The sequence below is a fragment of the Enterococcus sp. DIV2385 genome (assembly GCF_051711925.1).
GTDB lineage: Bacteria > Bacillota > Bacilli > Lactobacillales > Enterococcaceae > Enterococcus > Enterococcus faecalis.
In genome coordinates this window covers 2,339,136-2,363,054 of record NZ_JBIONV010000001.1, presented here as the reverse complement: position 1 = coordinate 2,363,054, position 23,919 = coordinate 2,339,136, and the positions used below count along the sequence as shown (strand labels likewise).

The 23,919-nt window shown below is 36.9% G+C and carries 21 protein-coding genes, 1 pseudogene and 1 other annotated feature; of the genes and pseudogenes, 16 read left to right on the top strand and 6 right to left on the bottom strand.

Annotated elements, in window-relative coordinates; translation table 11 throughout:
- The first annotated feature begins 33 nt into the window (after positions 1–33).
- From IGM04_RS11440 to IGM04_RS11395, 10 genes are all read left to right on the top strand, one after another.
- Positions 34–1,062, top strand: a complete 1,029-nt coding sequence (locus IGM04_RS11440) for a phage tail tip lysozyme (protein ID WP_074653638.1) — start codon at positions 34–36, stop codon at positions 1,060–1,062.
- 12 nt (positions 1,063–1,074) lie between these two features.
- Positions 1,075–1,299, top strand: a complete 225-nt coding sequence (locus IGM04_RS11435; protein ID WP_033596683.1) for a hypothetical protein — start codon at positions 1,075–1,077, stop codon at positions 1,297–1,299.
- Positions 1,296–1,832 (top strand): EF0163 family protein, encoded by a 537-nt coding sequence (locus IGM04_RS11430; protein WP_002408339.1) that lies wholly within the window; start codon positions 1,296–1,298, stop codon positions 1,830–1,832. The genes IGM04_RS11435 and IGM04_RS11430 overlap by 4 nt, the downstream gene beginning before the upstream one ends.
- A gap of 65 nt (positions 1,833–1,897) precedes the next feature.
- Positions 1,898–2,254: an LptM family lipoprotein gene (locus tag IGM04_RS11425; RefSeq protein ID WP_002393063.1), complete on the top strand. Its 357-nt coding sequence runs from the start codon at positions 1,898–1,900 to the stop codon at positions 2,252–2,254.
- Between the two features lie 92 nt (positions 2,255–2,346).
- Positions 2,347–2,559 carry a DUF3173 domain-containing protein gene (locus tag IGM04_RS11420; protein WP_002399131.1) on the top strand — a complete coding sequence of 71 codons (213 nt, stop codon included), beginning with the start codon at positions 2,347–2,349 and terminating at the stop codon, positions 2,557–2,559.
- Positions 2,534–3,652 (top strand): site-specific integrase, encoded by a 1,119-nt coding sequence (locus IGM04_RS11415; protein ID WP_002365190.1) that lies wholly within the window; start codon positions 2,534–2,536, stop codon positions 3,650–3,652. The genes IGM04_RS11420 and IGM04_RS11415 overlap by 26 nt, the downstream gene beginning before the upstream one ends.
- A 91-nt stretch (positions 3,653–3,743) precedes the next feature.
- Positions 3,744–4,958: a tRNA uracil 4-sulfurtransferase ThiI gene (gene thiI, locus IGM04_RS11410; protein WP_002359156.1), complete on the top strand. Its 1,215-nt coding sequence runs from the start codon at positions 3,744–3,746 to the stop codon at positions 4,956–4,958.
- A gap of 129 nt (positions 4,959–5,087) precedes the next feature.
- Positions 5,088–5,735 carry a redox-sensing transcriptional repressor Rex gene (locus tag IGM04_RS11405; protein ID WP_002365189.1) on the top strand — a complete coding sequence of 216 codons (648 nt, stop codon included), beginning with the start codon at positions 5,088–5,090 and terminating at the stop codon, positions 5,733–5,735.
- A gap of 63 nt (positions 5,736–5,798) precedes the next feature.
- Complete coding sequence (gene tpx, locus IGM04_RS11400; protein WP_002367321.1) at positions 5,799–6,287, top strand: thiol peroxidase; 489 nt, start codon at positions 5,799–5,801, stop codon at positions 6,285–6,287.
- A gap of 49 nt (positions 6,288–6,336) precedes the next feature.
- Positions 6,337–6,576: a binding site (T-box leader), on the top strand.
- A 103-nt stretch (positions 6,577–6,679) separates the two neighbouring features.
- Positions 6,680–9,322 carry a valine--tRNA ligase gene (locus IGM04_RS11395; RefSeq protein WP_010709906.1) on the top strand — a complete coding sequence of 881 codons (2,643 nt, stop codon included), beginning with the start codon at positions 6,680–6,682 and terminating at the stop codon, positions 9,320–9,322.
- An 86-nt stretch (positions 9,323–9,408) separates the two neighbouring features.
- Here the strand turns inward: IGM04_RS11395 and IGM04_RS11390 are convergent.
- The 3 genes and pseudogenes from IGM04_RS11390 to IGM04_RS11380 all read right to left on the bottom strand — a co-directional run bounded on the left by IGM04_RS11390 (position 9,409) and on the right by IGM04_RS11380 (position 14,041).
- A pseudogene (locus IGM04_RS11390) lies at positions 9,409–10,811 on the bottom strand (IS3 family transposase).
- Between the two features lie 73 nt (positions 10,812–10,884).
- Positions 10,885–11,484, bottom strand: coding sequence for a TVP38/TMEM64 family protein (locus IGM04_RS11385; protein ID WP_002355114.1), 600 nt, complete (start codon positions 11,482–11,484; stop codon positions 10,885–10,887).
- Positions 11,477–14,041 (bottom strand): YfhO family protein, encoded by a 2,565-nt coding sequence (locus IGM04_RS11380; RefSeq protein WP_086318205.1) that lies wholly within the window; start codon positions 14,039–14,041, stop codon positions 11,477–11,479. The genes IGM04_RS11385 and IGM04_RS11380 overlap by 8 nt, the downstream gene beginning before the upstream one ends.
- A gap of 248 nt (positions 14,042–14,289) precedes the next feature.
- On the opposite strand from IGM04_RS11380, the gene IGM04_RS11375 reads away from it, so the two are divergent.
- The 4 genes from IGM04_RS11375 (at position 14,290) to IGM04_RS11360 (ending at position 17,363) form a co-directional block, all read left to right on the top strand.
- Positions 14,290–15,612 (top strand): bifunctional folylpolyglutamate synthase/dihydrofolate synthase, encoded by a 1,323-nt coding sequence (locus tag IGM04_RS11375; protein WP_086318206.1) that lies wholly within the window; start codon positions 14,290–14,292, stop codon positions 15,610–15,612.
- A complete protein-coding gene (locus tag IGM04_RS11370; protein WP_002385286.1) occupies positions 15,596–16,255 on the top strand; it encodes an HAD family hydrolase in 660 nt (219 codons plus the stop codon). The genes IGM04_RS11375 and IGM04_RS11370 overlap by 17 nt, the downstream gene beginning before the upstream one ends.
- A gap of 55 nt (positions 16,256–16,310) precedes the next feature.
- Positions 16,311–17,009 carry a RadC family protein gene (gene radC / locus IGM04_RS11365; RefSeq protein WP_002365188.1) on the top strand — a complete coding sequence of 233 codons (699 nt, stop codon included), beginning with the start codon at positions 16,311–16,313 and terminating at the stop codon, positions 17,007–17,009.
- A 153-nt stretch (positions 17,010–17,162) separates the two neighbouring features.
- Positions 17,163–17,363, top strand: a complete 201-nt coding sequence (locus IGM04_RS11360; RefSeq protein WP_002355121.1) for a cold-shock protein — start codon at positions 17,163–17,165, stop codon at positions 17,361–17,363.
- Positions 17,364–17,468: 105 nt separating this feature from the next.
- Here IGM04_RS11360 and rnjA read toward each other — a convergent pair whose 3' ends face one another.
- From rnjA to IGM04_RS11345, 3 genes are all read right to left on the bottom strand, one after another.
- Positions 17,469–19,154: a ribonuclease J1 gene (gene rnjA, locus IGM04_RS11355; RefSeq protein ID WP_002355122.1), complete on the bottom strand. Its 1,686-nt coding sequence runs from the start codon at positions 19,152–19,154 to the stop codon at positions 17,469–17,471.
- Position 19,155: 1 nt separating this feature from the next.
- Positions 19,156–19,368 carry a DNA-directed RNA polymerase subunit epsilon gene (locus IGM04_RS11350; protein ID WP_002355123.1) on the bottom strand — a complete coding sequence of 71 codons (213 nt, stop codon included), beginning with the start codon at positions 19,366–19,368 and terminating at the stop codon, positions 19,156–19,158.
- 304 nt (positions 19,369–19,672) lie between these two features.
- On the bottom strand, positions 19,673–20,059 hold the full coding sequence (locus IGM04_RS11345; protein ID WP_086318207.1) for a YbaN family protein: 387 nt from the start codon (positions 20,057–20,059) through the stop codon (positions 19,673–19,675).
- 228 nt (positions 20,060–20,287) lie between these two features.
- Here IGM04_RS11345 and efrA point away from each other — a divergent pair, with 228 nt between their 5' ends.
- Complete coding sequence (gene efrA, locus IGM04_RS11340) at positions 20,288–22,015, top strand: multidrug efflux ABC transporter subunit EfrA (protein ID WP_010709903.1); 1,728 nt, start codon at positions 20,288–20,290, stop codon at positions 22,013–22,015.
- Complete coding sequence (gene efrB, locus IGM04_RS11335; RefSeq protein ID WP_002365186.1) at positions 22,012–23,781, top strand: multidrug efflux ABC transporter subunit EfrB; 1,770 nt, start codon at positions 22,012–22,014, stop codon at positions 23,779–23,781. The genes efrA and efrB overlap by 4 nt, the downstream gene beginning before the upstream one ends.
- Positions 23,782–23,919: the final 138 nt, after the last annotated feature.

Below are 23,919 nucleotides of genomic sequence, written 5' to 3'. Positions count from 1 at the left end.
TATCAGCCTTCTTTTTTATTGAAAGGAGAGACCATGAAGAAATCAAATAAGGTTTTAATTGCTAGTTGCTTTGTCTTTATTCTTCCTTTTTTATTATTTTTAGGTGTATTTTCTTCTAGTGAAAGCGGAGATTCTTCCCAGTTTCAGCCTGCTACACCACAGGAAAAAGTAGCATTAGAAGTTTCTAACTACGTGACGTCACACGGTGGAACGTTGCAGTTTGCAGCCGCTTGGATTGGCAATATGGAACATGAAAGTGGATTAAATCCTGCTAGAATTCAAAGTAATTTGGCTTTTAATCCTTCTATTGCTTATAACGCTAGTTTAGGCGGTTATGGAATTGGATTAGGGCAATGGGATTCAGGACGAAGAGTTAATTTATTAAATTTTGCAAAAAGTCAAAAAAAGGAATGGAAATCAGTAGCTTTACAAATGGATTTTGCATGGAATAAGGATGGTTCTGATAGTGACTTACTTAAAAGAATGTCTAAATCAAAAGATGTGAATACACTTGCGGTAGATATTTTGAAGCTGTGGGAACGAGCTGGAACAAAAGATGATCCTGTAGAACAAGTAAAAAGAAAGACTAGTGCTAATAATTGGTATAAGCGACTTTCTACAGGTTCGATGGGCGGAGGTTCAGCCAATATTGGTGGAGGAGAAATTGATATTTTAGAAAATGTACTGGGACAAACTATTAATGGTGGGCAGTGCTATGGCTTATCTGCTTTTTTTGTTGAAAAACAAGGAGGTTTTCAAATGATGGGTACAGGACATATGTTTGCGAGTGAGATTGGTAATGATTACAATTGGCCGTCAATAGGTTGGAAAGTGATAAAGAATCCAAACTACTCGGATATTAAAGCAGGAGATGTTATTAATTTTGGACAAGGTGGTGTGGCTACTAGTATTTATGGACATACTGGTGTTGTTGCAGGCGTAGAAGGCAAAGGAATATTTACAACATACGAGCAAAATGCGGAACAAGGTCAAATTGTTGCTAAGTATTCTCGGACTTGGGGATTAGATTTTCCACATGTGACCAGCATAGTAAGGAAGTAGGAGGAATTATGAATGATTTTGAGTAAGAAAAGTGGTTTAACTAATCGTCAGATAAAAGAAATCTGTTCGAAATTTAACTGTAGAAAAAATGAGTTTGCAGTTCAAAAGTACCAAGATGGTTTTTTAGTAGCTGTGAATAATAAAGAGTATCGTGTTAAATTGTCTGAGGGAATTTTTTCAAATGTTGTGTATATTAAAGAAGTGCAACGCATTTCAAAGAAAGTAGGTAGAAAATGAAAAAGTTAAGTTTAGTAGTTTTAGTATTAGGTGTTGGATTAATATTTTCTGCTTGTGGAGGAAATACCAAAGGTCATGAAACGGTGGCTTCGTCAACAACTGAATCGGCGACTATGAAACCAGTTGATAATATAAATACTACGAAAAGAAGTGAAGTAACTGAAAAAAGTAGTACCAAGTCTATACAGAGTAAGGATAAATCAACGGAAGAAAAGGTATCTAACACTTACCAGTTGGTAGAGGACTTTGGAAATGCTTATGCTAATTTTTCTAGTATCAATGATCGTAACGAAAATTTGAAGAAATTAATGACTGCTGAATGTATAAAGAAAAATGGTATTGATGTGAAAACTGGTGCAAAATTGGAAAGTAAAGGTGAAGTAAGATCAATATATCAAAATGATAAAAAGGAATACGCAGTCTTGCTTGATTGTGAACAAAACGGAACAAAAACAAGGGTACTTTTACTGGCAAAAGTGAAAGGGAATAAGATAGCAGAAATTACCTATAACTCAGTGAAACAAGAGTATTAATCTTGGAATACAATTTTTTGCTTTATTTAATAGTATTACGTTTATATAAGTTAGGAGATGATAAAATGAAAAAGGCAGCTTCAATTGCGTTGATGGTTGTTGCAATTTTTACGATATCTGCCTGTGGTTCTAAATTAGATAAAACAGGTGAAGAATTTAAAGACTCTATAATTAAAGATTCTGCATATGGTGATGAATATTCAGAAGATAGTTTTAGTTTTTTGATGTATAAAGATAAAGACACTAATCGTTATTTGGCTGATATTTGGGTTCCTGTTAAAGATGAGCCTAGTGCATTGGAGTATTTTTATTATTATGATGAAGATAAGCAGTTAGATAGTACAAAAAGCAAAGCAACTTTTGATGATATGAAAGCTAGTGGTAACTATGAAGTTATCTACAAGTCGGGTAAATTTAAATAGAAATTCAATTTTAATGAACATTTGACATAGGGTAGTGCTAATTAAGTACTGCTTTTTTTTATGTAATTAAATAGAAGGAGATGGTATTATTAATGTTAAGTACTGTGACAAAAAAAGACATTATTAGCCTTGGATTTTCTCCATACCAATCACAACGTGTTATTCGTGAAGCCAAAGCTTTACTAGTAGAAAGAGGTTGCCACTTCTATAGTGGTAAGAAAATCTCTTGTGTTCCTGTGAGTGTAGTTGAAGAAATTTTAGGAATAGAGGTTAATAAAGGTGGCAAAGACATCAAATGTTTATAAAGACAAAAAGACAGGTAAGTATTATTTTGTTGCAAGTTTGGGTTTTGATTTAAAAGGGAAAAGAATACAAAAATTTAAGCGTGGATTTAAGACAGCAAAGGAGGCAAAAAAAGCTTATAATCAGTTTATGATTGATTATCAAGAAAAACGTGAAAAGATTACATTTGGTAATTTTTACGAAGAATATTATAAATGCTGGTACAAAAATCATGTTAAGGAAGGTACTTTTAAGACCAATACAGGTATAATTGAAAATCATTTATCTATCTTTAATGAGGTACAGATAAATGCTATTGAAACGGTTGATTTACAAAAATTGATTAATTATTTATCTGGTGAGTATAAAACTAAAACAGGTGAAAGTTTATCTCCAGAGTATATTAATTTAATCATTTGTAATATTCAATCCGTATTCGAGCGAGCTTTTATTTTTGGATTTATTGATGAAGATATATCAAAAAAAGTAAGTAGAGTTCGAGTTGAAGAGAAAGAAGTTAACATTTGGACTATAGATGATATGCAAAAAGTAATGCTGCTTAGTGATGAAAGCGATAGTTTATTGTTCTTTAAAAAAATGTTTTTTAGATTTTTATTCATGACAGGTCTTCGGCTAGGTGAAGCCTTAGCTTTGAATTGGGAAGATGTTGATTTTGACAGTAAAGTTGTTTATATTAATAAGACGATGCTTGTTAAAAATAAAAGAGAGTTTAGAACTACAACGCCAAAAACAAAAAGTAGTATTAGAACGGTATCTCTTGACGATGAAACGCTACGGCTTTTTGAAATATGGAGAGAACAGCAATCTCCTTTAAAAATAAACCTTATATTTTCTATAGATGGTGGAACATTGGCTAAGTCTACAACGCATGGCTGGCTTAAAAAACTTTGTGACTTAGCAGATGTGCCAGTGATTAAGATACACGCTTTAAGACATTCTCATGCTTCTATGTTAATTGCCCTTAAGGAAGATTCACTGGTTATTAAGGAAAGATTGGGTCATAGTCGTATAACAACCACTTTAGAAAAATATGGGCACCTTTATAATGGAAGAATGAATGATGTTTCTAAGAAATTAACTGATTTAAAAATTTAGAATAGTAATTGTTAGCTTTATTGTTAGCAAATATAATGAAAACTAATTGTAAGCTTTGTTTTAAAGCGATTTAGAAAGGGATTAATAGAAAGTGAAATATACAGAAATTATGGTTCGCTATGGCGAATTATCAACTAAAGGAAAAAATCGTAAAACGTTTATCATGCAGTTAGCACAAAATGTGAAACGTGCGTTAGCTGATTTTCCAGCATTGAAAATCCATGCAGATCGAGACAGAATGCATATTTTATTAAATGGGGAAGATAGTGAAGAAGTGATTCCGAAATTAAGTAAAGTGTTTGGGATTCAAAATTTTTCACCAAGTATTCGTATTGAAAAAGAAATGCCAGCGATTCGTGCAATGGTTCAAGAGGTTGTTCGGGAAGTTTATACGCCAGGTAAGACGTTTAAAATTACTGCTAAACGTTCGGACCATTCATTTGAACTTGATTCAAATGGCTTGAATCAAGAATTAGGTGGGGCTGTTATTGAAGCCATCCCGGAAATTCAAGTACAAATGAAAAAGCCTGATATCAACTTAAGAATTGAAATTCGTAAAGATGCGGCGTATTTATCTTATGAAACGATTCGTGGTGCGGGTGGATTGCCAGTGGGCACCAGTGGTCGTGGTATGTTGATGTTGTCAGGAGGCATTGATTCACCAGTTGCAGGTTATTTAGCTATGAAACGTGGCGTGGAAGTGGAAGCTGTCCATTTTGCTAGTCCACCTTATACAAGTGAACAAGCGTTACAAAAGGCCAAAGATTTAGCTGAAAAATTAGTCCCTTATGTAGGAACTATTCAATTTATTGAAGTGCCCTTTACAGAAATTCAAGAAGAAATTAAACGAGTCGTTCCCCAAGGCTACTTAATGACCATTACACGACGTTTAATGTTACGCTTAACAGATGCAATTCGTGAAATGCGGAAAGGTTTAGTCATTATTAACGGTGAATCGTTAGGACAAGTGGCTTCGCAAACACTTCAAAGTATGGTAGCAATTAATGAGGTTACCTCAACACCGATAATTCGACCTGTTGTTTCAATGGATAAGACAGAAATTATCGAAATTGCCGAAAAAATTGACACGTTTGAATTAGCCATCCAACCCTTCGAAGATTGTTGTACAATTTTTGCGCCACCGCAACCGAAAACACGACCTCGCTTGGATAAAGCGCAAGATTATGAAGCGCGCTTAGACTTGGAAGGTTTAATGGCTCGGGCCTTAGAAGGACTCAAAATTACAGAGATTTCAGCAGAAACAGCGAAAGATAAACAAGAAGACGAATTTGCAGATTTCCTATAAGAAATAAATACAGTGACGGTCGCTTAGACGTCACTGTATTTATTTTGTACTTATTTCACAAACAAGTTGCTCGGAGAGGGGAACCGTGATAAACTGAATATGTGAAGTAGGTAACAAGGAGGACAGAGGATGGAGAAAAAAATGCCTAAAGCAACGGCAAAACGTTTGCCGGTTTATTTACGTTATTTAAAAATGTTAGGGGATTCTGGTGTTAAACGCATTAAATCACGAGAGTTTAGTGAAATGATCCAGATTCCTTCTGCAACGATTCGGCGTGATTTTTCCCACGTTGGTGAACTGGGCCGAAGCGGTTATGGTTACGATGTGCCGTATTTAATTGAGGTATTTAGTAATATTTTAAATACGCAAGAAGAAAAAAGAATTGCTCTGATTGGTTGTGGCAATTTAGGCAAGGCATTATTAAAAAATAATTTTAGACGCAACGAGAATTTGAATATTGTCTGTGCTTTTGATAATGATTCAGCTTTAGTTGGCACCACGATTAATGGATTATTAGTTCATGATATGTCTGAGTTAGAAGCATTCGTTCGACAAGAAGGGGTCACGGTAGCCATTTCTACAGTACCCAGTCACCATGCCCAAAAAGCTATCGACAAAATTGTTCAAGCGGGTGTGACTGCGATTTTAAATTTTGCGCCAGACCGTGTCAGTGTGCCAGCCAACGTTAGTGTGCAGTATATTGATTTAACAACGGAACTGCAAACACTGATTTATTTTAATGAAACTTTTTCACTAGCAAATAGCCCAAAGCAATAAAATTGTCTTCATAAAAATCCTCTACTATACTTATTATTGAAAGTGGAAAAGGAGGATTTCAGAATGAATGTTACAAGAAAAGGGCACGTATTAGAATTGACAGGTGAACAGCCCGAAGTTGGCACAAAAGCCCCCGTCTTTTCTTTGAAAAATTTAAACAACCAAGAAATCAACTTGGCAGATTATAAAGGTAAAACGGTTTTAATTAGTGTGGTTCCTGATATCGACACACGTGTTTGTTCACTGCAAACGAAACGTTTCAATCAAGAAGCGGCGAAATTAGACGGTGTTCAGATTATCACGATTTCCAATAACACAGTTGAAGAACAAGCAAATTGGTGTGCCGCTGAGGGTGTCGAAATGGAAATGCTTCATGATACTGAAGACTCATTTGGTGCAGCTTATGGTTTGTATATTCCAGAAATGGGCCGTTTAGCACGTGCTATTTTTGTGATTGACCCAGAAGGAACGTTAGTTTATGAAGAAATCGTCTCAGAAGTTTCGTCGGAACCCGATTATCAACAAGCGTTAGAAGCTGCAAAAAAAGTGTAATCCCTCTAGATTACAAATTGACTTTGCTTGCGCTTCATTGTAGAATGAAGCAAAGACAGCGAACAAGAGGAGTATCATTGGCGTCGTTTTAGAGAAAAAGTCGTTCAGGTGCAAGACTTTTACACAACCAGTGAGAAGGTAGCTTGTGAGTCAATGGTTTGAACACAGTACGTTAGTAGAACGATTCGTTTCGTGAACGTTATCTCACGAATGAGTGGCATTTGAATGAATTCAATTCAAATGCAATTTAGGTGGTACCGCGTAAATAAGATGAATCTACGCCCTAAAATACGAAAGTATTTTAGGGCGTATTTTAGTGTTTAGCCCAAAAAAACTCATTTGTAAAATAATTACCGCTCCAAATCGCGTATTTTAAGAAAGAAGGGGAAAAAATGTCAGAAGAAAAAAACTTACCAACGAAATATCAACCGACAGAAATCGAAGCTGGCCGTTATCAAAAATGGCTAGATCAAGATTTATTTAAACCAAGTGGCGACAAAAAAGCGAAGCCCTATTCAATTGTTATTCCACCACCCAATGTAACAGGAAAACTACACTTAGGGCATGCTTGGGATACAACATTACAAGATATGATTATCCGCCAAAAAAGAATGCAAGGCTTTGATACGTTATGGCTACCAGGAATGGACCATGCCGGAATTGCCACGCAAGCAAAAGTAGAAGAGAAACTAGCACAACAAGGAATTTCACGTTACGACTTAGGTCGTGAAAAATTTGTTGATCAAGTGTGGGAATGGAAAGAAGAATATGCTTCTCACATTCGTGAACAGTGGGCAAAAATGGGTCTTTCTTTAGATTACAGCCGTGAACGTTTCACTTTAGATGAAGGGCTATCTGAGGCTGTTCGTAAAGTGTTTGTCTCTCTTTACGAGAAAGATTTGATTTACCGTGGTGAGTATATCATTAACTGGGATCCGAAAGCGAAAACAGCATTGTCTGATATTGAAGTAATCCATAAAGATATTGAAGGAGCTTTTTACCACATGAGCTACCCATTATCAGATGGTTCTGGTGTTGTTGAAATTGCGACAACGCGTCCTGAAACAATGTTGGGAGATACGGCGATTGCGGTCCATCCAGAAGATGAACGGTATCAAGAACTTATTGGTAAGACAGTTGTCTTGCCATTAGTGGATAAAGAAATTCCAATTATTGCAGATGACTATGTAGATATGGAATTTGGAACAGGGGTTGTAAAAATCACACCTGCCCATGATCCAAATGACTTTGAAGTCGGTAATCGTCATGACTTACCTCGAGTAAATGTTATGAACGAAGACGGCACGATGAATGAACTGGCTGGAAAATACGAAGGAATGGATCGTTTTGCTGCACGTAAAGCGATTGTCTCTGACTTGAAAGAATTAGGTCGCTTAATTAAGATCGAAACAATGAATCACAGCGTGGGCCATTCAGAACGAACAGGCGTTGTCGTGGAACCACGTTTATCGACCCAATGGTTTGTAAAAATGGGACCATTAGCTGAAAAAGCAATGAAAAATCAAGAAACAGAAGACGCTGTTGAATTTTATCCACCACGCTTCAATCAAACATTTTTACGTTGGATGGAAAATGTACATGACTGGGTTATTTCGCGACAATTATGGTGGGGCCATCAAATTCCTGCTTGGTATCACAAAGAAACGGGCGAGATGTATGTTGGGATGGAAGCGCCAGCCGACAGTGAAAATTGGGTTCAAGATAGTGACGTCTTAGATACATGGTTTAGTTCTGCTTTATGGCCATTTTCAACGATGGGTTGGCCAGATGAAGCAAGCGAAGATTATCAACGTTACTTCCCAACAAGCACATTAGTTACTGGCTATGACATCATCTTCTTCTGGGTAAGTCGTATGATTTTCCAAAGCTTAGAGTTTACAGGTGAACGTCCCTTCCAAAATGTCTTAATTCACGGCTTAATTCGTGATGAGCAAGGACGCAAAATGAGTAAATCATTGGGGAATGGGATTGATCCAATGGATGTCATCGAAAAATATGGCGCAGATGCGTTACGTTGGTTCTTATCAAATGGTTCAGCTCCAGGTCAAGATGTTCGTTTTAGTTATGAAAAAATGGATGCTTCTTGGAACTTTATCAATAAGATCTGGAATGCAAGTCGCTTCGTTATCATGAATGTAGAAGGTATGACTGCTGCAGATATTGACTTTAGTGGTGAAAAGACTGTCGCTGATCGTTGGATTTTAACGCGCTTAAACGAAACAGTCGCCCGTGTGACAGAATTATTTGATCGTTTTGAATTTGGTGAAGCAGGTCGCCAATTATACAACTTCATCTGGGATGATTTCTGTGATTGGTATATTGAAATGAGTAAAGAAATTCTTTACGGAGAAAATGAAGCAGCTAAACAAACAACACGGAGCATCTTGGTGTACACATTGGATCAAATCTTACGCTTATTGCATCCAATTATGCCGTTTGTAACAGAAGAAATTTGGGAAAAAATTCCGCATCAAGGTGAGTCATTGGTTGTGGCAGAGTACCCAGTTGTTCATGAAGAATTTAACGATGAAGCAGCAGCTCGAGGAATGGAAGTTCTGAAAGAAGTTATTCGTTCGGTTCGGAATATTCGAGCAGAAGTGAATACACCACTTTCTAAACCAATTACCTTGTTAATTAAAACAAACGATACAGAAGTAGAAGAATTTTTAACAGCTAATACTAGCTATTTAGAACGCTTCTGTAACCCAGAGGAATTAGTCATCAGTCGTGAAATAGAAGCGCCAGAATTAGCCATGTCCGCTGTATTAACAGGCGCAGAACTATTCCTACCATTAGCTGGGTTGATTAATATCGAGGAAGAAATTGCTCGCTTAGAAAAAGAATTAGACAAATGGACAAAAGAAGTCAAACGTGTGCAAGGCAAACTTTCAAATGAACGTTTTGTGTCAAACGCACCAGATGAGGTCGTGGAAGCAGAACGTGCAAAAGAAAAGGACTACCTTGAAAAACAAGAGGCTGTCAAAGAACGGATTGCCCAATTACGTTCAATCTAAAAAAGAAAAGACAACAAAACCAAACGTTGGTTGTAGTGACCCCAAAAAGTTAGACTTTTTATAGAGTGGATTTTTCCACTCTATTTTTATGCAGTTTTTTGATTGAATTGTCGAAATTCTACTGGGCTTTTCCAGTTAAGTTTTTCCTTGATTCGGTGATGATTGTAATAATAAATGTAGTTCTCAATTGCTTCTATCAATTCATTTTGACTTTGATAGATTTTTCCATAGTACACTTCTTGTTTTAGGATACTGAAGAAATTCTCCATGGGAGAATTATCTAAACAGGTTCCTTTTCGAGACATACTTTGAAAGATATTGTTGTCCTTTAATGTTTGTATATAGACATTCATTTGATAAGCCCAGCCTTGATCAGAGTGAAAGGTGCGCCGATAGGGACAATCATTTGTTTGAGAAATTGCTTCTTTCAGACCTTCCATAACTGTTTTACCATTTGGTTGAGTAGAAAGGCTATAGCTTAGAATTTCACTATTATACATATCCATAAATGGATCTAAGTATAGTTTTTTCTGACGAAAGATGCCTGCGTTATCTGCTTCAAAGTACTTAAATTCAGTTGTATCAGTTGTAATTTTTTGATGAGGAACAGAGGTTTTAAATCGGCGACGAATCAAATTTTTAGCGATTTTACCAACGATTCCTTTATAGGAATTATATTTTCTGGATTTCTTAGTAAAAGCTTTGACTTGTAACTTTAACTTTTGTATTAATCGCTGGACTTTCTTTTTATTCACTTGAAATCCACGTCGTTTCAATTCTTGGGTTATCCTTCTATAGCCATAATGTTGATGTTTTTTACGAATCGCTTGAATTTCTTCTTCAATGATTTGTGTTGAAGCTGTTCTGTCGAGGCGTTTTTGCCAGTACATGTAAGTAGATTTTGGAAACCTTAAGGTTTCCAAAATATCTTTTAATCGAAAGTGTCTTCGGAGACTGTGAATGATTCGTGCGATTCGTTCATTTTTTGTTCGTCCTCTAAACGCAGTCTCCTCAATTCTTTTAAATAGGCATTCTCAATTTTTAACATTCTATTTTCTTTTTCTAGTTTCTCTACTTGAAATCGTTCACTTGGTAGTGGTTGGGGTTCATTTCGTTTCTTTTTAGACATGGTAGGTGGACGTCCTTTCTGTTTAGAGAGTCCCTCTATACCAAACTTCTGATACGTTCTAAGCCAATTCGCAATCAATGATGGATTGTTCATTTTTAGAAGATTAGCTGCTTCTTGATAGGACAACTCTGTTGTTAAATATAACTCTATCGCATCTAGCTTAAATTGAACAGAGTAATTCTTATTTTTTCGACTGCGAAGTAGGCCTTCTTCACCAAGTTCTTTATAGGCATTTATCCATTTGCTTATTTGAGAACTATCTTTAAACCCATACTTCTTTGCGAGAAACCTTAGACCTCCTTGACCAGATAAGTAGTCATGAACAAGTTTAAGTTTAAATTCAAAACTGTATTTTGCCATACAAAAAAACCTCCAAAAGTTAGATTTCTAGGTCTAACTTTTGGGGGTCGGCTCAGGTTTTGTTGTCTTTTTGTTATAATTTGCCAAATAATTGAAACAAATACAACATTAAATAGCTGTAAGTAGCCACAGACCAGAATTTCAATAAAAGAACAATTTTCATGAATTCTTTTAAAGAAATATCTGTAATTCCCGCCACTAAACAAACAATATCATCTGGAGCGAAGGGGACTAACATAGTAAAGATTAAGAGCTTTTTGACATTGTGTTCATTTTTGTCTAAAATCTCTTCAAATTTTTTGTATTTATTGGGTGAAAGGATTATTTTTACAAAGCTACGTCCATAGTAACGAACCAGTAAAAAGCCAATAAACTCACCAATAATCAATCCAAGATAGCTATACAAAAGGCCTTGCAAATTGCCAAACATCAACATTCCTGCAACAGAAGAAATTCCTCCAGGTAGAATAGGGATAATCACTTGGACGATTTGTAAAAGAATGAAACACAGAACCGCATAGTTACCAAACTGTTTAATAAAAGCTTGCAAGGAAGCAACAGAATGAAAAATTCCTCTGGAATATCCCCATAAAATTAAGCCGAAGAAAAGCACCAGTCCAACTAGGGGTAACCACCGAATGAGTCCATTTAAAAATTTTTTCTGATTAGTCATGAGTGGCCTCCTGACGTTTTCGACGGTATTTTTTAAAGCCAAGATAACCAGCCGTTCCCAGTAAAATCGTTCCGCTGACGGCAGTGCCGAGATAAATCATTCTTGGATGATAGGCAAAGGTTAACTGCTGTTTGCCAGCTGGGACTTCAACAGCTAAAAAGCCACCTAGAATGCGTTGTGTTTTTAAGGGTTCTTTTTGTAGCGACGATTTGACTTGCCAATCTTGGTCATAAGGAATGGACGTATACAGTAACTGAGTGTCATTTCCAGGTACATTCAGTGCGCCATTTAAATGGCCTTTTTTAGTTGCATTCACGTGAAGAGCTTGTTGGCGTAATTTGTCAACCGCACGATTAAAGGCTGTTTGGTCTAAAGTTTGAAGTTGCCAATTAGTTAAATCAACCACTTGTTCAGCAGTTAGTGACAGGGTCACGGTAGTTCCTTTTTCAAAATGCCCTAAATTGAACAGTTGATTGGTTGCAATATAAATCGGCGTCGAGATAACTTGTTGGTTTACCTTCAATTGTGTAACTTTTTTCCATTTTAAATTCGGAATATAAAGATGCAAGTCGCCAGTGCTATTCACTTTAAAGGTTGCTTCAATTGTTTCATTGGTATGATGAGGTTCATTTATCAACGAAGCTGTTTTAAAGTAAGGTTTATCCGTCGGCACGAGCGTTTGCAGGAGTTCTTCTTGGGCATCTAAAGGATTATTTTTTGCTAATTTTAACTTGGTTAATGCGGTTGGCGCCAAAAAGCCCATACCGATCGCTTCATCATTTTCCATGATTTTCGTGGAACCAACTGTTTTTAGCAATTTTTCACTCGTAGGTTTTTCAATTGGTAAAAAGTCATATTTCACATTTAAAAGTAAATTGGTTAATTGTGAATTATCCACATAGGCAATCCGGCGATCATTTTTTCGATATAAACCTAGCGCACTTAATGTGTCTTGGGTAGTGGCAGTTAAAGTCGAAGTATAGCTAGAAACGCCAGCATAGCCATAAAGTAAAGGATTATTGTAGCCGTTATTGATTTCACGGAACCCTGTTTCTTTGGAAGGAATGACTTGTTTCATGCGATAAAGTTCTGGTGCTGAGGCCATTTTTTCATCGATTAATTGGCTGTGTTTTCGGTAATCTTGGGCAAATGTTGCTTGGCTACCAAAGGGCATGTGTTTAAAAGAAATCCAGAAATTCGTTGTTAATTCTGTGCTGACCAGTAAGAATAAAGCAACGACTACATAGTTTCTTAAGGCCTTTTTGTGTGCTAAACGCAAGCAAAAGAAAATCAACCAAATAAAAAGTAAACTTAGCCATAAATAATTGATCGAAATTAAGAGATTCTTTTGTGGACCATAATACAAAGATCCGTAGCCAATGACTAACAGCAGACTAAAAATAATAGGTGCGGTCCAAGGAATGGTCACTTTTTTAAGCCAAACTTCATAGGCAAAGACAATCAATAAAAAGCTAAAGATAAAGACATTTCGGTAAGGGAACCCAGCTGGGCTTTGAAACATGTGCCACACAGTGTTAAAGGCTTCTAACCAAAAGCTTAAAAAGAGAATGAATAAAAGAATTGCTGAAGCTATTCTTTCTTTTAACGCAATTTGTTTCGTTTGAAAATAGGCAACACAGAGGAGTGTCACAAATAATCCAGCAAAAACGGTTGGTAAATGGTCTAAACGCAACTCATAATTAATAGAACCTAAGCCTAATTGCGAGAAGAACGAAGTGTTGAACTTAGGCGTTAAAAAGAACGTCGAGACATCAAAATCTGCTTTTTTTGTATAGAGCATCCCTTCTGCTGCAGGTAATAATAAAAAGCTAGTTGCAGTTCCTGTTAAAAAAGAAACGAGGATGAATAACGGACTTTGTTTAAAAAATTGCCGAATAGCATGGGCTTGGGTATTCTTTTTAAAGAACCAATAGATACTGTAAAAAACAGCAAAGAGACAAATCATATAACCCATGTAGTAATTCGTCACAATCGCTAAAAACAGGGTTATACTGTATAAGCCCCATTTGCGTTGATCCCATAAACGTTGGAGTCCCAATAAGATAAGCGGGAATAGAATCAGTGCATCCAACCACATAAAGTTTTGGCTATAGACGGTGACAAAGCCACAGAAACTATAGGACGTTGAAAAAAGTAACGTGGTGCCATCAACTTTTTGATAGGTGTATTTTAAATAGCTAAACATCGTCGTGCCCATCAAGGCAAGTTTTAAGGTAATAATCCATAAAATTGCTATAGGTAATTGTTCATAAGGAAAAAAGAAAGCCAACACATTAAAAGGGCTCAGTAAGTAATAGGCTGTCAAAGGAACAATCGACTCACCAATCTCATTGGAAAAAGAGTAGAATGTAGTTATTCCCTCGTGAAAAGAGCGTTTTAAAAAACTCAAGAAAGGCATGTATTGTGTGCCTAAATCACTAACTAATAAGTTGTTGTCACCAAAAGGCGCAAGTTGTAATGTCATCCATACAAGCAACAGAAGTAAAAACGGCAAGAAAAAACTTCCTAACCATAAAAGCTTCGATTTGTTTTTCATCAAAATAAGTCCACCTTTATAAAAAAATCATGAATAAGCGTGTTGAACGCTCTAAAAATAGTTTTTAATTGGCTGGCTGGAACGAACCATCCAGAATGTTAGTTTACCATAAGTTCATTAATGTATCCGCTAATAACGCAAAATTATGAAAAATGCAAAAAGTTTTCAAGAAAAAGTTTCAATTGGTTATTAGTGAAAAAGTCACCTAACTTAGTTATAATGTAGAAGAAGACAAGGAGTTGGACAAGATGCAATTAACAATAGAAGAAGCCATTGAATGGATTCATAGCCGGTTACCCTTTGGTTCAAGACCTGGTTTGGATCGGATTAATGCGTTATTAGAAAAAATTGATCATCCAGAAAACAAAGTGCCAACGATTCATATCGCAGGAACCAATGGTAAAGGCTCAACCGTGACATATTTACGCTGTCTATTAGAAGAAATGGGCTTGAAAGTCGGAACCTTTACCTCTCCTTATATTGAATCATTTAATGAAAGAATTGCGATAAATGGTCAACCAATTTCAGACGAACAATTGATTACCTATGTGGAAAAGTATCAACCAATCATTAAAGAATTAGACCAAATCACTGAAGTGGCTGGAATTACAGAATTCGAAACATTGACAGGAATGGCCTTGGACTATTTCGTGAATGAACAAGTGGATATCGCAGTTGTTGAAGTTGGCTTAGGTGGATTACTTGATAGCACCAATGTCGTGAAGCCATTATTGACGGGAATTACGACAATTGGGAAGGATCACACAGAAATTTTAGGTGAAACAATTGCTGAAATTGCCTATCAAAAAGCGGGTATTATTAAAGAAAAAGTCCCAGTAGTAACAGGCAATATTTGTGCTGATGCGCTAGCAGTCATTGAAAAAGTCGCACAAGAAAAACAGAGTCCAATTTTTCGTTTTGGCAAAGAGTATCAAGTGGAATATCTACATCCTGATACACAATGGGGGGAAGTATTTAATTTCTATGGAGAAATGGGCAAACTGACAAAAATTAAAGTTCCCTTGTTGGGGCGTCACCAAGTAGAAAACGCGGCGGTAGCTGTTCAATTATTTGACAAGTATTGCCAACTACAACATTTGCCGTTTAAAGAACGAGACATTACTCAAGGGTTAGCTAAAGCGCAATGGCCAGCTCGAATGGAACGTCTTAGTGATGAACCGTTGATTGTTTTAGATGGTGCCCACAATGATCATGCAGTAAAACGCTTAGTTGAAAACTTGCGCAAAGAGTTTCCACAACACACGATTCATATTTTATTTTCAGCTTTAGCAACTAAAGATGTGGATGAGATGATTCAGGACTTAAAGCAAGTACCGAATGCGCATCTTTACTTAACTAGCTTTGATTACCCTAAAGCTATTGCACTTACAGAAATGGAAAAATATGAAGACGATTTAACAGAAATTGTGTCTTTATGGCAATTTGGCTTAGGCGAAATTTTAGAAAAAATGTCGACAGATGATTTATTATTAGTAACAGGTTCATTATATTTTGTTTCTCAAGTAAGAGAATTACTTTTAACTATAGGAGGAAATGATGAAGAAATTTGATGGCGTAATTTTTGATATGGATGGGTTGCTTTTTGATACGGAGTTGATTTACTATACATCTACTCAAAAAGTAGCAGATGCAATGGGGTTACCATATAGTAAAGAAGTCTATTTAGACTATGTTGGGATTTCCGATGAAGAAGTACAAGAGAATTACCGACGTATTTATGCATCCTATGGTCATGACACAGTGGAAGAATTTATCCGCCGTTCTTATGATGATACCCTGCAAGAGTTTCGATCTGGTAACGTCCCTTTAAAACCAGGGGTGGTGGAATTTCTCGACTTTTTAGATGATCAAAAAATTCCTCGATTAGTTGCTTCAAGTAACGTCCGTCCAGCAATTGAAATGTTATTAAGCCATGCTGGGATTCAGGATCGTTTTGTAGGGATCGTTTCAGCAGAGGATGTTAAACGAGCAAAACCAGACCCAGAAATTTTTCAAAAAGCTCGTCAACTTTTAGGAACAGAAGCCCCGAAAACCTTGATTTTCGAAGACTCATTTCATGGGGTAAGTGCGGCTCATAGTGCGGGCATTCCAGTGATCATGGTACCTGATTTATTGCAACCAACTGAAGTTATCCAAGAGAAAACATTACATGTCTTGGAGAGTTTACATCAAGCGCCACATTATTTAAAATAATAAAAACAACACTCCTTTGCGTAGTTTATTAATGACTAGCAAAGGAGGTTTTTTTATGCAAGTATCGGATCTGTTTATTCGTGAGATGCCGAGTGATTGTTTACCACGAGAACGGCTCTTGGCGATAGGAGAAAAAGCATTATCGAATCAAGAGTTGTTGGCGATTCTGTTACGTACTGGCTCAAAAGAAGCAGACGTGATGACTGTTGCCGCAACGCTGTTAAAACAGTTTAAGCAACTTTCTTATTTGCAGCAAGCCACGTTGAACGAGTTAATGGCTATTAAAGGCATTGGCCAAGTGAAAGCCATTGAATTACGTGCGGCCATTGAATTAGGGTGTCGAATTTATCAAAGTAGTCAAATCAAATTTGGCAAAGTTACGTCCAGTCAACAAGTCGCTCAACGATTACTCCAAGAGATGAAGGGGCTGCAACAAGAACATTTAATTTGTATTTACTTGAATACCAAGAATGACATTATCCAACAGAAAACGATTTTCAAAGGATCACTGAATCAAAGTATTGCTCATCCACGCGAAATTTTTCGGGAAGCGGTTAAATATTCTTCTGCTCGCATACTATTAGCTCATAATCATCCATCTGGCAATCCGACACCGTCTCCACAAGATATTCAATTTACCAAACGAATGGAAGAATGTGGCGAAATGATGGGGATTCAATTGTTGGATCATATTATTGTTGGTGATAGCGGATACATTAGTTTGAGAGAAGAGAATTTTTTTGCTTCAGAATGAGGACAATTCTTGCAAAAATATTTTATCACGTGTAAAATGAAAGGGTAATCTTGTTTGGAATTATGTAGACTTTTTAAATTTTTTTAAATATTCTATTGGAAGCGAGCAAAGTTACGACTATTTATGTGCAAATGCACGAGGAGGAACAAAAGAATGGAACAAGGAACAGTAAAATGGTTTAACGCAGAAAAAGGTTTTGGGTTTATCTCACGCGAAGACGGAAGCGACGTATTCGTACACTTCTCAGCTATCCAAGGTGATGGTTTCAAAACTTTAGAAGAAGGTCAAGCAGTGACTTTTGATGTTGAAGATTCAGACCGTGGCCCTCAAGCAGTTAACGTAGAAAAAAACTAATAAAAAATAATCCAAAAACACCTAACGCATGTTAGGTGTTTTTTTGTTAGAAAAAATAGAGAAGAAAAATGGACAAGCATTTTTCTTCTCTATTAAATGAGAGCTTTATTGATCACTAACTGTGGCAGTCATAATCATTGGCAGAATCATTGGATGACGTTCTGTTTGTTCAAACAAGAAAGGCTGTAAAGCGGTCGTCATGGCTTCGCCTAATTTTGCTTCGGTACAGTTTTTATCTTTCATTGCTTCACGTAGAGCATTGAATAAAAGACGTTGGCCTTCATGAATCATATCACCAGACTCACGCATGTAGACAAAACCACGGGAAAGAATGTCTGGACCAGCCATAATTTCTTTATTTTTAATATCAACTGTTGCTACCGCTAAAACTAAACCTTCTTCAGATAAGATACGACGATCCCGTAAAACAACATTCCCGATATCACCGACACCATTTCCATCAACGTACACGTCATTAGCGTTGAAGTGACCAGCAGGACGTGCGCTATCAGCCGTTAAAGCCAAGACATCGCCGTTGCCCATGATAAAGCAATTTTCTTCAGGAACCCCTGTATCTTGAGCGAGCGAAGCATGGATTTTTAACATTCTAAATTCACCATGAACAGGCATGAAATATTTAGGCTTCATCAAACGAAGCATTAATTTTTGCTCTTCTTGTCCACCGTGACCAGAAGTATGGATATTATTGATTTTTCCGTGGATAACTTCTGCACCGGCTTCAGATAATAAGTTGATTAAACGGTTAACGCTTGTCGTATTCCCAGGAATTGGTGAACTTGAGAAAACAACCGTATCGCCTGGTTGAATACTAATTTGGCGGTGTGTACCGTTAGCAATCCGACTAAGCGCGGCCATAGGTTCTCCTTGAGAGCCAGTACATAAAATCATTGTTTCATTTGCTGGCAATTGATTCAGTTCCGCCGCATCGACAAACGTTCCTTTTGGCACTTTGATGTAGCCTAAGCGTTCGCCATTGACAATGGCATTTTCCATGCTACGACCAAAAACAGCAATTTTGCGACCGGTTTTCACGGCTGCATCAGCAGCTTGTTGTAAACGGAAAATGTTTGAAGCAAAACTGGCAAAGATAATCCGACCATCAATTTTTTCAAAGATTTTTAAAATAGAGGTCCCAATTGTTTTTTCGGATTTTGTAAAGGTGGGTATTTCAGCATTGGTACTGTCTGAAAGAAGACAAAGGACGCCTTCTTCACCTAATTTCGCCATTCTGTGTAAGTTGGCCGGCTCACCAACGGGTGTAAAGTCAAACTTAAAGTCACCTGTTGCGACAATGTTACCAGAAGGCGTTTTAACCACAACGCCCAAGGCATCAGGAATACTGTGAGTCGTCCGGAAAAAACTAATCGCTGTTTTTCTAAAACGAATCACCGTATCTTCATTAATTTCGTGTAATTCCGCTTCTCGCAATAAACCATGTTCATCTAGTTTGTTGGTAATTAAAGCCAAGGCTAGTGGTCCCGCATAGATTGGGATATTCGCTTGACGTAAAAGATAAGGAACGCCACCAATATGGTCTTCATGACCGTGGGTAATAACGAGTGCTTTGACTTTATGCAAATTTTGAACGATGTAGCTATAATCTGGAATCACGTAGTCAATCCCAAGTAAATCATCTTCTGGGAATTTGATCCCAGCATCAATAATGATAATTTCATCTTGGAATTGTACCCCATATGTGTTTTTTCCAATTTCGCCTAAACCACCGATTGCAAAAACGCCAGTTTCGTTATTTTTTATGTTTACTTTCATGTTAAAACTCCGTTAGAGTGAAGTCCGCATGTTCTTGCTCGTAAGCAAGATGTTTTTCGTCTAATAATTGAACGTATTCAATATTGTATGGGGTATTTTCTTCAACTAATTGGCGCACGATTACATCGCTATCGGCTTCCATGTAAAGAGATTTTGTGTCTTCTCTTTTTGGGTTTCTGATTTTTGTTTCTTGATAGTATACTTTGTAAATCATCGATTCATTTCTCCTTCAGCTACTAATAGTAGCAATTTATAGTTTTTTTCATTTTAAGACAGAAAATTAAACACAACAAAACGAGGTGCTGATCACCTAAAAAAGAATGCTCATCAAAAACATCTGTTAATGATGAAATGAAGCCTCGACTTTGCTTCATTCTGGGTATTTGATTTTATGTGTTCTTTTTCAACCGTCCCGTGTGTTGTGAATAACAACAATTAAGCTTATTTTATCATAGAATGATAAGGAAGTATAGAAACACTCACTGGACTTTTAAAAAAAACAAACTTCTTGTTTCGCCTTATTCTTGATCAAGTTCGAGTGCCTTTTTTTTAGGACGCCAATACCAACTTAAGCCAATCACGTGGGCTAAATAAACAATCGCTAAAGTCGTAGTCATCAACGTATTTCGGACAATTAAACACGGAATGGCAAATAAAAGAAACATGGAAATAAATAGTTTCCATTTACCTTTACGAGTAATTTTTTTCTCAAAGAAGGCTTCTTGGATATATTTTTGATAATAAGAAGAAGCTAAAAATTTGTTATAAAGTTTATCTGAACTACGCATCCAAAAAAAGGCCGTTAATAAATAAAAACCAGTGGTGGGTAAAAGCGGCAAAAAGATTCCTATCGTGCCTAAAGCAAACGTACAGGAACCGAGAAAAATGAAGAATAATTTTTTCATTCAAAGGGTCCTTTCAGTTTTTCCCAATTATGGCACAATCAAAAGGAAGTAGCAATTTTAATCGTATAAGTAAATCATTAAAATTATCTATTTTTTAGAAAATCTAAAAGAGAAAGGATAGAAAGAGAAAGGCTGTTTTTTCTAGCCAGACAGCTTGTATTACCGATTTCTTTTTGATACAGTGGGAGTACTAGAAAATTTAAAGTAAGATAAGAAGGAGATGATTAATTGAAGTTAATGTGGCGTTACACAATGCGTTATAAGAAATTACTTTTTGCTGATTTTATTTGTGTGTTTGGTTTTATTTTGATTGAATTAGGCTTGCCGACCATTTTAGCACGAATGATTGACAAAGGAATTATTCCTAGAGATATGGACTATATTTATCAGCAAGGGATTTGGATGGTTGTAATTACGATTATTGGTGTCGCAATGAATATTTTGCTAGGGTACTTTGGTGCCAGAATTACAACAAACATTGTTCGTGATATTCGTGATGATTTATTTGAAAAGATTCAAACTTTCTCACACAGTGAATATGAAAGTATTGGGGTTTCTTCCTTAATTACGCGAACGACCAATGATGCATACCAAATTATGCTCTTCTTGGGAAATATTTTACGTCTTGGCTTTATGACGCCAGTGATGTTTATTGCCAGTCTTTACATGGTGATGCGAACGAGTCCGTCGTTAGGAATGTACGTTTTAGGTGCCTTGCCTTTTCTGCTGCTAGCAGTTGTCGGGATTGCTCGTTTGTCAGAACCGTTATCTAAAAAGCAACAAAAGAACTTAGATGGAATCAACGGGATTTTAAGAGAAAATCTTTCTGGATTGCGGGTAATACGCGCATTTGTTAATGAAAAATTTGAAGAATCTCGTTTTAATAAAGTCAATGAAACTTACACTAAAAGTTCAAAAAGTCTGTTTCGTTTAATGGCAGCAGCCCAACCAGGGTTCTTTTTCTTATTTAATATTGTGATGGTCTTAATCATTTGGAGCGGGACTGTTCAAATCAGCCATGGGGATTTAGAAGTTGGGAATTTAATAGCTTTTATTGAATATATTTTCCATGCGCTGTTCTCGTTTATGTTATTTGCCAGTGTCTTTATGATGTATCCTCGGGCTGCGGTTTCGGCTTCGCGGATTCAAGAAGCCTTAGACATGGAACCAGCTATTCGTGAAGAAGAAGGCGTAACAGAAACAGCTACTAAAGGCTATCTAGAGTTTAAAAATGTAACCTTTGCCTATCCTGGACATGCGGAAAGCCCAGTCATCCGCAATGTAAGTTTTAAGGCGTCACCTGGTGAAACAGTGGCCTTTATTGGGAGCACAGGTAGTGGGAAATCAACATTAATTCAATTGATTCCACGGTTTTATGATGTATCAGAAGGTGAAATTTTAATCGATGGAGTGAACGTAAAAGAGTACCAACTTAGTGCATTACGCAATAAGATTGGCTATATTCCACAAAAAGCGTTACTTTTTACTGGTACAATTGCTGATAACCTTCGCTACGGTAAGGAAGATGCGACATTAGAAGAAATGGAACGAGCAATTGACATTGCTCAAGCAACAGAATTTGTTTCACAAAAACCGCAAGGCTATGATGAACCTCTTTCAGAAGGTGGCACGAACTTTTCTGGTGGTCAAAAACAACGTTTAGCTATCGCACGGGCGATTATTCGCAATCCGGAAATTTATATATTTGATGATAGTTTTTCTGCGTTAGATTATCAAACAGATGCAAATTTACGAGCGCGTCTGAAAAAAGAAACAACAGAATCCACTGTTTTAATTGTGGCACAACGTGTTGGAACAATTATGCATGCGGACCGCATTGTTGTTTTAAACGAAGGCGACGTGGTCGGAATTGGCACACATCGTGAATTACTTGAGACTTGTCCAATTTACTATGATATTGCGGCTTCTCAATTGTCAGAGGAGGAATTAGCATGAAACACGCCTTTTCTTCTATGAAACGAATCGGTCGCTATATTAAACCGTACCGAGTGACGTTTTATTTAGTTATTTTATTTACAATATTAACCGTTGCCTTTAATGCAGCGTTGCCTTATTTGACTGGATTACCAACGACAGAAATTAGCCGTAATATTGCGGCTGGCGAATCCATTAATTTTGATTATGTAATCCAATGTTTAATTTGGATTTTAGTTGTGGGAACAGGTTATTGTGTGGCACAATTTTTGTCAGGCTTTTTAATGACGAATGTCGTTCAACAATCCATGCGCGATTTACGCCGCGATATTGAAGAAAAAATCAATCGTTTGCCAGTTTCTTATTTTGATAAGAACCAACAAGGAAATATTTTGTCACGGGTGACGAACGATGTGGATGCTGTCAGCAATGCGATGCAACAAAGTTTTATCAATATTGTTTCAGCAGTCTTAGGGATTGTGATGGCGGTAGTGATGATGTTCTTAATCAATCCGCTGATGGCGATTTTTTCAGTGATTATGATTCCGTTGTCTCTGATTATTTCCAGAACAATTGTTAAAATCTCCCAGAAATATTTCCAAGGAATGCAAAATTCTTTAGGAGACTTAAATGGTTATGTCCAAGAAAATATGACTGGGTTCAGTGTTTTAAAACTATATGGTCGGGAAAAAGAAACTCTTGAAGGCTTTAAACAAGTCAATCATCGTTTAAATGGTTTTGGTTTCAAAGCATCCTTTATCTCAGGATTAATGTTGCCATTGGTTCAAATGACCGCTTATGGGACCTATATCGGGGTAGCTGTCCTTGGTAGTTACTATGTGGTTGCTGGTGTGATCGTAGTGGGGCAGTTACAAGCGTTTATTCAATATATTTGGCAAATTAGCCAACCAATGGGGAATATTACGCAGTTGTCTGCAGCTTTACAAAGCGCTTCAGCTTCGACCATGCGGATTTTTGAAATCCTAGATGAACCAGAAGAAGAACTTAACGAACAAGATGTTCCTTTACCAGAACCTATTTTAGGCTCTGTTGAATTTGAAAATGTCAGCTTTAGTTATGACCCAGAAAAACCGTTAATTCGTAATTTGAACTTTAAAGTTGATGCGGGCCAAATGGTTGCGATTGTGGGACCAACTGGCGCTGGGAAAACAACCTTAATCAATTTGCTAATGCGTTTTTATGATGTAACAGAAGGCGCCATTAAAATTGATGGCATTGACACGAAAAAAATGAACCGTAGTGATGTCCGATCTGTATTTGGAATGGTATTGCAAGATGCTTGGTTGTATAAAGGTACCATTGCAGATAACATTCGTTTTGGGAAGTTGGATGCCACGGATTATGAAGTTGTCGATGCAGCGAAAACGGCCAATGTGGATCACTTCATTCGGACAATGCCAGATGGGTATGAAATGGAAATCAATTCTGAGGGAGATAACGTTTCCCTTGGTCAAAAACAATTGTTGACCATTGCCCGAGCGGTAATTTCTGATCCGAAAATTTTGATTTTAGATGAGGCGACTAGTTCAGTCGATACACGCTTGGAAGCCTTAATTCAAAAAGCAATGGATCGTGTTATGGAAGGACGAACGAGTTTCGTTATTGCCCACCGCCTATCAACTATTCGTGAAGCTGATTTAATTCTTGTTATGAAACAAGGAGAAATCATTGAAAAAGGTACGCATCATGAGTTGCTGGAACAAGGTGGCTTCTATGAAAAACTATACAATAGTCAATTTGCTGAAGAAGGCGACTATGAGGAATAAAAAGAGGTCGGGACAGAAGCGTTTAACTCCGAGAAATAAGAAGGAATTTCCGAAAATTGTTCTGTAATTTTTGGAGAATTCCGGCTTATTTCCGAAGGAGTTGCTTTTGTTCCCGCCGTTTATCAGTTTTTGAGCGTG

Excerpts from the sequence above, each read along its gene's own strand:
- IGM04_RS11440 (WP_074653638.1), top strand. The coding sequence starts at position 34 with ATGAAGAAATCAAATAAGGTTTTAATTGCTAGTTGCTTTGTCTTTATT.
- IGM04_RS11435 (WP_033596683.1), top strand. The coding sequence starts at position 1,075 with ATGATTTTGAGTAAGAAAAGTGGTTTAACTAATCGTCAGATAAAAGAA.
- IGM04_RS11430 (WP_002408339.1), top strand. The coding sequence starts at position 1,296 with ATGAAAAAGTTAAGTTTAGTAGTTTTAGTATTAGGTGTTGGATTAATA.
- IGM04_RS11425 (WP_002393063.1), top strand. The coding sequence starts at position 1,898 with ATGAAAAAGGCAGCTTCAATTGCGTTGATGGTTGTTGCAATTTTTACG.
- IGM04_RS11420 (WP_002399131.1), top strand. The coding sequence starts at position 2,347 with ATGTTAAGTACTGTGACAAAAAAAGACATTATTAGCCTTGGATTTTCT.
- IGM04_RS11405 (WP_002365189.1), top strand. The coding sequence starts at position 5,088 with ATGGAGAAAAAAATGCCTAAAGCAACGGCAAAACGTTTGCCGGTTTAT.
- tpx (WP_002367321.1), top strand. The coding sequence starts at position 5,799 with ATGAATGTTACAAGAAAAGGGCACGTATTAGAATTGACAGGTGAACAG.
- IGM04_RS11395 (WP_010709906.1), top strand. The coding sequence starts at position 6,680 with ATGTCAGAAGAAAAAAACTTACCAACGAAATATCAACCGACAGAAATC.
- IGM04_RS11385 (WP_002355114.1), bottom strand. The coding sequence starts at position 11,484 with ATGACTAATCAGAAAAAATTTTTAAATGGACTCATTCGGTGGTTACCC.
- IGM04_RS11380 (WP_086318205.1), bottom strand. The coding sequence starts at position 14,041 with ATGAAAAACAAATCGAAGCTTTTATGGTTAGGAAGTTTTTTCTTGCCG.
- IGM04_RS11375 (WP_086318206.1), top strand. The coding sequence starts at position 14,290 with ATGCAATTAACAATAGAAGAAGCCATTGAATGGATTCATAGCCGGTTA.
- IGM04_RS11370 (WP_002385286.1), top strand. The coding sequence starts at position 15,596 with ATGATGAAGAAATTTGATGGCGTAATTTTTGATATGGATGGGTTGCTT.
- radC (WP_002365188.1), top strand. The coding sequence starts at position 16,311 with ATGCAAGTATCGGATCTGTTTATTCGTGAGATGCCGAGTGATTGTTTA.
- IGM04_RS11360 (WP_002355121.1), top strand. The coding sequence starts at position 17,163 with ATGGAACAAGGAACAGTAAAATGGTTTAACGCAGAAAAAGGTTTTGGG.
- rnjA (WP_002355122.1), bottom strand. The coding sequence starts at position 19,154 with ATGAAAGTAAACATAAAAAATAACGAAACTGGCGTTTTTGCAATCGGT.
- IGM04_RS11350 (WP_002355123.1), bottom strand. The coding sequence starts at position 19,368 with ATGATTTACAAAGTATACTATCAAGAAACAAAAATCAGAAACCCAAAA.
- IGM04_RS11345 (WP_086318207.1), bottom strand. The coding sequence starts at position 20,059 with ATGAAAAAATTATTCTTCATTTTTCTCGGTTCCTGTACGTTTGCTTTA.
- efrB (WP_002365186.1), top strand. The coding sequence starts at position 22,012 with ATGAAACACGCCTTTTCTTCTATGAAACGAATCGGTCGCTATATTAAA.